The organism is Povalibacter sp. (assembly GCF_036520495.1).
Taxonomy (GTDB): Bacteria; Pseudomonadota; Gammaproteobacteria; order Steroidobacterales; family Steroidobacteraceae; genus Steroidobacter.
In genome coordinates, this window is the sequence record NZ_DATDJO010000020.1 from 23356 (window position 1) to 30286 (window position 6931).

Genomic DNA, 6931 nt, shown 5'->3' on the forward strand with positions numbered 1-6931 from the left:
CGCCCTGCGCTAGACTCGCCGCGCTCCGTCTCTTCACTATCAATTGTCAATTATCAATCTCTCCGCTCGTGCCTCTGCCCACCGTCACCACCGCCTACACCGCCGACAGTTCGCGCTATGACGAACTGCTTGGGGCCGATGGTTCGGTGCGTGACCACTGGCGTTCCCTGATCGGGCGGCTCGAAACCTCGAACGCCGATGCGAATCGCCGCGGCGTCGAGCTGGCGCGCCGACTGATCGTCGAGAACGGCGTCACCTACAACGTCTACGCCGATCCGCAGGGTCGCGACCGGCCGTGGCAGCTCGACACCTTGCCCGTGATCCTGCCCGCCGATGAGTGGCACACCATCGCCACCGGTGTGGCGCAGCGGGCGCAGCTGCTCGATACCTTGCTTGCAGATATCTACGGACCGCAGCGTCTGCTGACCGAAGGCATCGTGCCGCCGGAGCTCGTGTTCGGGCATCCCAATTTGCTATGGCCGTGTCGCGGCCTGAATCCTGCCGGCGGACGCTGGCTGCATGTGTATGCCGCGGATCTTGCCCGCGCGCCGAACGGACAGTGGTGGGTGCTCGGCGACCGGACGCAGACGCCATCAGGTCCCGGCTATGCGCTGGAGAATCGCCGCATCGTGTCGCGTGTATTGCCGCAGGCGCTCGATGAGTTGCGCGTGCGCTCGCCCGTTGGCTTCTTCGCTGCGTTACGCGATCAGCTGTTGAGCCAGGTGGACGACGACGAGTTGCCCCTGGCCGTGGTGCTGACGCCGGGCCCGTTCAACGAAACCTATTTCGAACATGCCTACCTGGCGCGGCAGCTGGGGCTTGCTCTCGTTGAAGGCGCGGATCTGACCGTGCGCGGCGATACGCTGTATCTCAAGACGTTCGCCGGATTGCGGCGCGTGCATGCCGTGCTGCGTCGTCTCGACGATGATTTCTGCGATCCCGCGGAACTGCGTTCCGACTCGGCGCTCGGTGTGCCTGGCCTGCTGCAGGTCGTGCGCGCCGGACGGGTCGTTCTGTCGAATGCGCTCGGCAGTGGCGTGCTGGAATCCGCGAGCTGGCTGGGATTTCTGCCGCCGATAGCCGAATGGCTCGGCGGCGAGCCGCTCGCGCTGCCCTCGGTGGCGACGTGGTGGTGCGGCGAACGTCCCGCGCTCGAGCATGTCATTGCCCACCTGGACGATCTGGTCATCAAGCCGACGTTCCCGAATCAGCGCTTCGAGCCTGTGTTCGGACGCCGGCTGGATCGCAAAGCCAGGGCGGCGCTGATCCAACGTCTGCGTGCCAGGCCCTACGCCTACGTCGCGCAGGAGCGAGTGGCGTTGTCACAGTCACCCGCATGGGGACCGACGGGTCTGATGGCCCGCGCCATGTCGATTCGTGTCTATGCGGTCGCCACACCGACCGGTTACCAGGTGATGCCCGGCGGGCTTGCGCGAATCGCAGGCGATACCACGGCCGATGTCGTGTCGAGCCAGCGCGGTGGCGGCAGCAAGGACATCTGGGTGCTCGCTGGTGATGCCGAGGATGAATCCGATGCGTCGGTGACCACGGGCCGGCGCCGCGGTCGCAGCGAGGATCTGCCGTCGCGGCTCGTGGAGAATCTGTTCTGGATGGGGCGCTATGCCGAGCGCTGCGAGGGCAAGGCGCGACTGGCGCGTGCGACGCTGGCGCTGGAAACGCGCTCCGAATCGTGGAAGCAGGCGATCAACAGCTGCGCGCATTTCGGAGTGCTTGCTGCCAAATCGGATCTGCTGACGAGTCTCTTCGATCTGACCCATGCCGGCGGAGTTGCTGCCGATCTGCGGCGTCTCGAATGGTCGGCGACGCAGGCGCGCAGTCGCCTGTCAGCCGAGCACTGGCGCGCGATTGGTGTGTTGCAGCGTCAGTATCACGAAGCTGCTTCGAGCCGCAGCGATGCGCGCGAAACGCTGGACCGGTTGGTGCTGGCATTGTCCGGACTTGCGGGATTCGCGCTCGATGACATGCAGCAGGATGATGGCTGGCGCCTGTTGATGCTGGGCCGGCGGCTCGAGCGCGTGCAGTTCCTGTCGACCCTGATCGGCCTGCGGCTGGTCATTGCGACGATGCCTTTGCGCACCGAACTCGAATGGTGGCTGGAGATTGCCGGGAGCACGGTCACCTATCGCACGCGCAACGTGGACAGCGCGCGTCTCACCCCTGTACTGCATCTGCTGATTCGTGATGGACAGAATCCGCGCGGGCTGGCTTTTCAATGTGCCGAGACCCGTGCGGTGCTGAATCAATTGCGCGTCTCTGGCAGCGTCGGTCGCGACGATGCGTTCGATCGGCTGGCCGATCTCGACGACGCCGATTTCGGTGTGCTTGAAGGAGCCGGATATACGGCGATCGCTGCACGACAGGCATTCGGGCAGCGCCTGCTGGCACTGTCGGCCGCGGCGACGGATCTGTCGGACTGGCTGTCCATGCGGCATTTCTCGCATACGGAAGACGCACTGCAAGTGGTGGCCGCATGAGCGCAGTCGTGTCGGCGAAGTACGCAGTGCGCCATCAGACGTCGTACGTTTACAGCGGCGATGTCGTGCACTCGCACCAGTTGCTGCATCTGGCGCCGCGACAAACGGAACGCCAGACCTGCACCCGGCACAGCATCGTCATCGATCCGCCGCCCACGCACAGCAGCGACGCGGTGGATTCGTTCGGCAATCCGGTGACGCGGCTCGAACTGGATCGCCCGCATAGCCGGCTCGACGTCACCGCCGAAATGATGGTCGAAGTGCACGCTCGCGCGAATCCTGCACTGAAGAGCGAACCCTGGGAGCGTGTACGCAGCCTGCTGAGCTACTCGGGTCGCCCTCCCGGCATGGGGCTGCTGGAAGCCATGCGCTTTCGCGCCGAATCGCCGCACGTCCGCATCAAGCAGACATTCACGGATTTTGCTGAAGCATGCTTTCCTGCCGGTCGTTCCGTGCTCGCCTGTGCCGAGAGCCTGATGCACAAAGTGCACGATGCCATGACCTATGCGCCGGGTGAAACCACGGTCGCCACGTCATTGATGGAAGTGCTGGAGAAGCGCCGCGGCGTCTGTCAGGACTACGCGCACCTGATGATCGCCTGTCTGCGCGCACGCGGTCTCGCTGCGCGCTATGTCAGCGGATACCTGCGAACCGTGCCGCCGCCCGGTGCGAAGGCGCTGGTTGGCGCCGATGCCTCGCACGCGTGGGTAGCGGTGTACTGCCCCATCTCCGGATGGGTCGAGTTCGATCCCACCAATGGCGTCCGCGCCGACACGGATCACATCACCGTCGCCTGGGGCCGCGACTTTTCCGACGTCTCGCCGCTGCGCGGGGTCATCGTCGGCGGCGGCCAGCATCGGCTGACGGTGCGTGTGAGCGTGATAGCAGAAGGAAGCTGAGAAGAGATATCTCCACGGGGAACACGGGAGCACGGGGTCTCAGAAGTTCGGAGTGGAGGGCTCCCCCTCCCCGTGAATCCCCGTGCCCCCCGTGGAGAGCTCTCTCTTCGGCGTTCGAGACGAATAACAATGATTCCATGTCCGTATTTATCGGCGCCCGGGGCGCTGGTAGAACGGAACCATGGAAACGCAACGCATGCCGACACTGTTCATCGGCCACGGCTCGCCGATGAATGCGCTGGAGATCAATTCGCACACGAGCGCGTGGCGGGCGATGGGAGAGTCGCTGCCGACGCCGCGGGCGATCCTTGCCGTATCGGCACACTGGTACATGGATGGCACGGCGGTCACCGCGATGGAGCAGTCGCGCACCATTCACGATTTCTACGGATTCCCGCCCGAACTGTTTGCGCAGAACTATCCGGCGCCGGGCAGCCCGGACGTTGCGCAGCGCGTTCAACAGGTGCTGCAGCCACTGCCGGTTCTCGCGGATCAGCAATGGGGGCTGGATCACGGTACGTGGTCGGTGCTGCTGCACCTGTATCCGCAGGCGCAGATTCCGGTCGTGCAATTGAGCATCGACGCTCGCGAACCGCCGGCCTTCCACTACGCGCTGGGGCAGCGTCTTGCTGCGTTACGGGACGAAGGCGTTCTGATCCTCGGCAGCGGCAACGTGGTCCACAACCTGCGCCGGATCGACTGGAGCACCCGCGGCGGCGGTCCGTCATGGGCGACTGAGTTCAATGACTACATCCGCTCCGCCCTGATGCGCAACGACCATCAGGCGGCGATCGACTACGAGGTGGCGGGTGACGCCGCACGACTGTCGGTGCCGACCCCCGAGCACTACCTGCCGCTGCTGTACGTGCTGGGTGCGGCAGGGGCGGGAAGTCAGGTTTCTTTCCCGACCGATGGCATTGAGCTGGGCTCTATCAGTATGCTCACCGCCCTTTGTTCGTGACGGGTATGAGCTATGGCATCGCTGATGTCGGGGCAACTCGACGTGATCGCGCCCGGGGTGCGCCGGCTCGTTGCCAATAACGCGAGCTACATGACGGGTCCCGGAACCAACACCTACCTCGTAGGCCGCGACCGGTTCGTCGTGATCGATCCCGGTCCCAACGATGCGGCGCATATCGAGCGCGTCCTGATCGAAACCCGCAAGCAGGTGGCCGCGGTGCTGGTCACGCATACGCATCGCGATCATTCGCCCGCCGCCATTGCCATTGCCGAAGTCACCGGCGCCGAGCTGCTGGGTCGCGCACCGCCTGATGACGGTCGCCAGGATCCAACCTTCACACCCGATCGCTCGTTGCAGGACGGCGATGAGCTCGACGTCGATGGCCTGCGCCTGCGCACACTGCACACGCCGGGTCACGCATCGAATCACCTGTGCTACCTGCTCGACGAAACCGGTCTGTTGTTCACCGGCGATCACCTGATGCAGGGATCGACTGTCGTGATAGCGCCGCCCGACGGCAGCATGAGCGACTATCTGCGTTCACTGCGGCGCCTGCAGCAGGAACCGGTAAGTCGCATCGCCCCCGGTCACGGGCTCGTCATCGACGATGCCCAAGCGGAGATCGCTCGCATCATCGCGCATCGGTTGCAGCGTGAGGCGAAGGTGATCGATTGCCTCGGGCAACTGAACTCAGCTGATCTCGACACGCTGGTCGTTCGCGTGTACGACGACGTCGACTCCCGCCTGCATGTCATCGCGAAGGCATCGCTGCTGGCGCATCTTCTGAAGCTCGAAGAGGACGGTAGGGTCCGCCAGGTCGCCTCGGGCGACTGGGAATCGGAAGGTGAGAAATAACCGCAAAGAACGCATAGATCGCAAAGCGGGAAGCGAAATCTGTTATGTGTTCTATGCGTTCTTTGCGGTTGATCTTCTTTCCGGACTCTTCTCCTGATGACTACTGCCGACCCACTGATTGAACTGTCGAACTGCTCGCTGATCCTCGACGATCACACCGTTCTCGATGACGTGAACTTCGCGCTGCGCCAGGGCGAGCGCTGGGCGCTGCTGGGTCCCAATGGCTCGGGCAAGTCGATGCTGCTGAAGATGCTGCGGGGCGATGTCTGGCCGACGCCGACCGGCCGCGAGCGACGTCTTTATCGACTGGACGGCGCCGTCAGTCGGGAGCCCGCGGGCAGCAAGGAACTGATCGCCTATGTCGGTCCGGAGCGGCAGGACAAGTACATTCGTCATGACTGGGACCTGACGGTGCTGCAGGTGGTGACGTCCGGACTCTTCAACGAAGACATTCCGCTGACGTCGCCGACGCGTTCACAGCGCGCGAAGATCGAGCGGGTTCTGCGGCGCTTCGGTCTGTGGGCGTTGCGTGACCGCAGCATCCTGTCGCTTTCGTACGGACAGCGACGACTCACGCTGGTCGCGCGTGCCTTCGCCTCTCCGGCGCGCGTACTGCTGCTCGATGAAGTGTTCAACGGTCTCGATGCGCGCGTGAAGGGGAAGCTGAAGCGTGCGCTCGAACGGCCGCGCGGCGGGCACGACTGGATCATCAGTTCGCATCGCCCTGCCGAACTGCCGAAGAATCTCACGCATGTCGCCCGGATCGCGGCGGGGAAAATCGAATCCGCCGGCCGCGCCACTCAAGGTTTCGTTGCCACTGCCAAAGCCGAAAAGCGCCGGAAAAAACACCGTGCGGCTGTGATCCCCAGTAATCACGCGAAGCGTAGCGCCAAGGCGCAATGGCTGGTGCGAATCCGCAACGCCGATATCTACCGCGACTATCGTCCGGTCATCCGCAATCTGAACTGGACGCTCGCGCGCGGCGAGAACTGGGCGGTGCTCGGTGCCAATGGCTCCGGCAAATCGACGCTGCTCAGCATGATCTATGGCGATCTGCATCCGGCGCTCGGCGGCACCATCGAACGCCACGGCATATCGCGCGGCACACGCATCGAGAACTGGAAAGCCCGCGTGAGCTGGGTGTCGCCGGAGCTCCAGGCCAACTATTTCGCGGCGAGCTCGCTCGAGGAAATTGTCGTCTCCGGCCGCTACTCCAGCATCGGTCTGAACGAACCGGCCACCCGTGCGGATCTTGCAGCAGCGACGAAGTGGTTGCAGTTCTTCGGCCTGGAATCGCTGCGTCACCGTGGACCGCGCCGGGTGTCGTACGGGCAGATGCGTCGCGCCCTGTTCGCGCGCGCCATGATCAACGAACCGGAGCTGCTGCTGCTCGACGAGCCCTGCAACGGTCTCGACGGCGATGCGCGCGGACAGATCCTCGACGTGATTCAGCGTCTCGCCGAATCCGGAACGCAGATCATGATGGCCGTGCACGATGCGGATGACATCGTGCCGGCGGTAAGCAAGGTGTTGAGGATTGGCAGGGGAGGGAAGGTTAGCCCGAGTGAATAGTTGATAGTGGAAAGTTGATAGCTGAACGAGGCAGCGCGAGGACCTGTCTGAAATTTTGTGTTCGAGGCATATCATGACCTACAGGAGTCGATATGCCGAGAAAGAAGAAGTACGAGACACAGAGGGCTGCTCAGCCTGCCGCTGAGCCG

The 6931-nt window shown here is 63.9% G+C and carries 5 protein-coding genes; all 5 read left to right on the plus strand.

The window, feature by feature from the left end:
* Positions 1-74: 74 nt before the first annotated feature.
* The 5 genes from VIZ63_RS07005 to VIZ63_RS07025 all read left to right on the plus strand — a co-directional run bounded on the left by VIZ63_RS07005 (position 75) and on the right by VIZ63_RS07025 (position 6782).
* Positions 75-2495, plus strand: coding sequence for a circularly permuted type 2 ATP-grasp protein (locus tag VIZ63_RS07005; protein ID WP_349261144.1), 2421 nt, complete (start codon positions 75-77; stop codon positions 2493-2495).
* Positions 2496-2503: 8 nt separating this feature from the next.
* Complete coding sequence (locus tag VIZ63_RS07010; protein ID WP_349261145.1) at positions 2504-3394, plus strand: transglutaminase family protein; 891 nt, start codon at positions 2504-2506, stop codon at positions 3392-3394.
* A gap of 181 nt (positions 3395-3575) precedes the next feature.
* Positions 3576-4355 carry a 4,5-DOPA dioxygenase extradiol gene (gene ygiD / locus VIZ63_RS07015; RefSeq protein WP_331608825.1) on the plus strand — a complete coding sequence of 260 codons (780 nt, stop codon included), beginning with the start codon at positions 3576-3578 and terminating at the stop codon, positions 4353-4355.
* Positions 4356-4367: 12 nt separating this feature from the next.
* On the plus strand, positions 4368-5210 hold the full coding sequence (locus VIZ63_RS07020; protein ID WP_331608826.1) for an MBL fold metallo-hydrolase: 843 nt from the start codon (positions 4368-4370) through the stop codon (positions 5208-5210).
* A gap of 96 nt (positions 5211-5306) precedes the next feature.
* Positions 5307-6782, plus strand: a complete 1476-nt coding sequence (locus VIZ63_RS07025; RefSeq protein ID WP_331608827.1) for an ATP-binding cassette domain-containing protein — start codon at positions 5307-5309, stop codon at positions 6780-6782.
* Positions 6783-6931 lie beyond the last annotated feature (149 nt).

What these genes read in the sequence shown, in the direction of transcription:
- ygiD (WP_331608825.1), top strand. Translation starts at nt 3,576, where the DNA reads ATGGAAACGCAACGCATGCCGACACTGTTCATCGGCCACGGCTCGCCG.
- VIZ63_RS07020 (WP_331608826.1), top strand. Translation starts at nt 4,368, where the DNA reads ATGGCATCGCTGATGTCGGGGCAACTCGACGTGATCGCGCCCGGGGTG.
- VIZ63_RS07025 (WP_331608827.1), top strand. Translation starts at nt 5,307, where the DNA reads ATGACTACTGCCGACCCACTGATTGAACTGTCGAACTGCTCGCTGATC.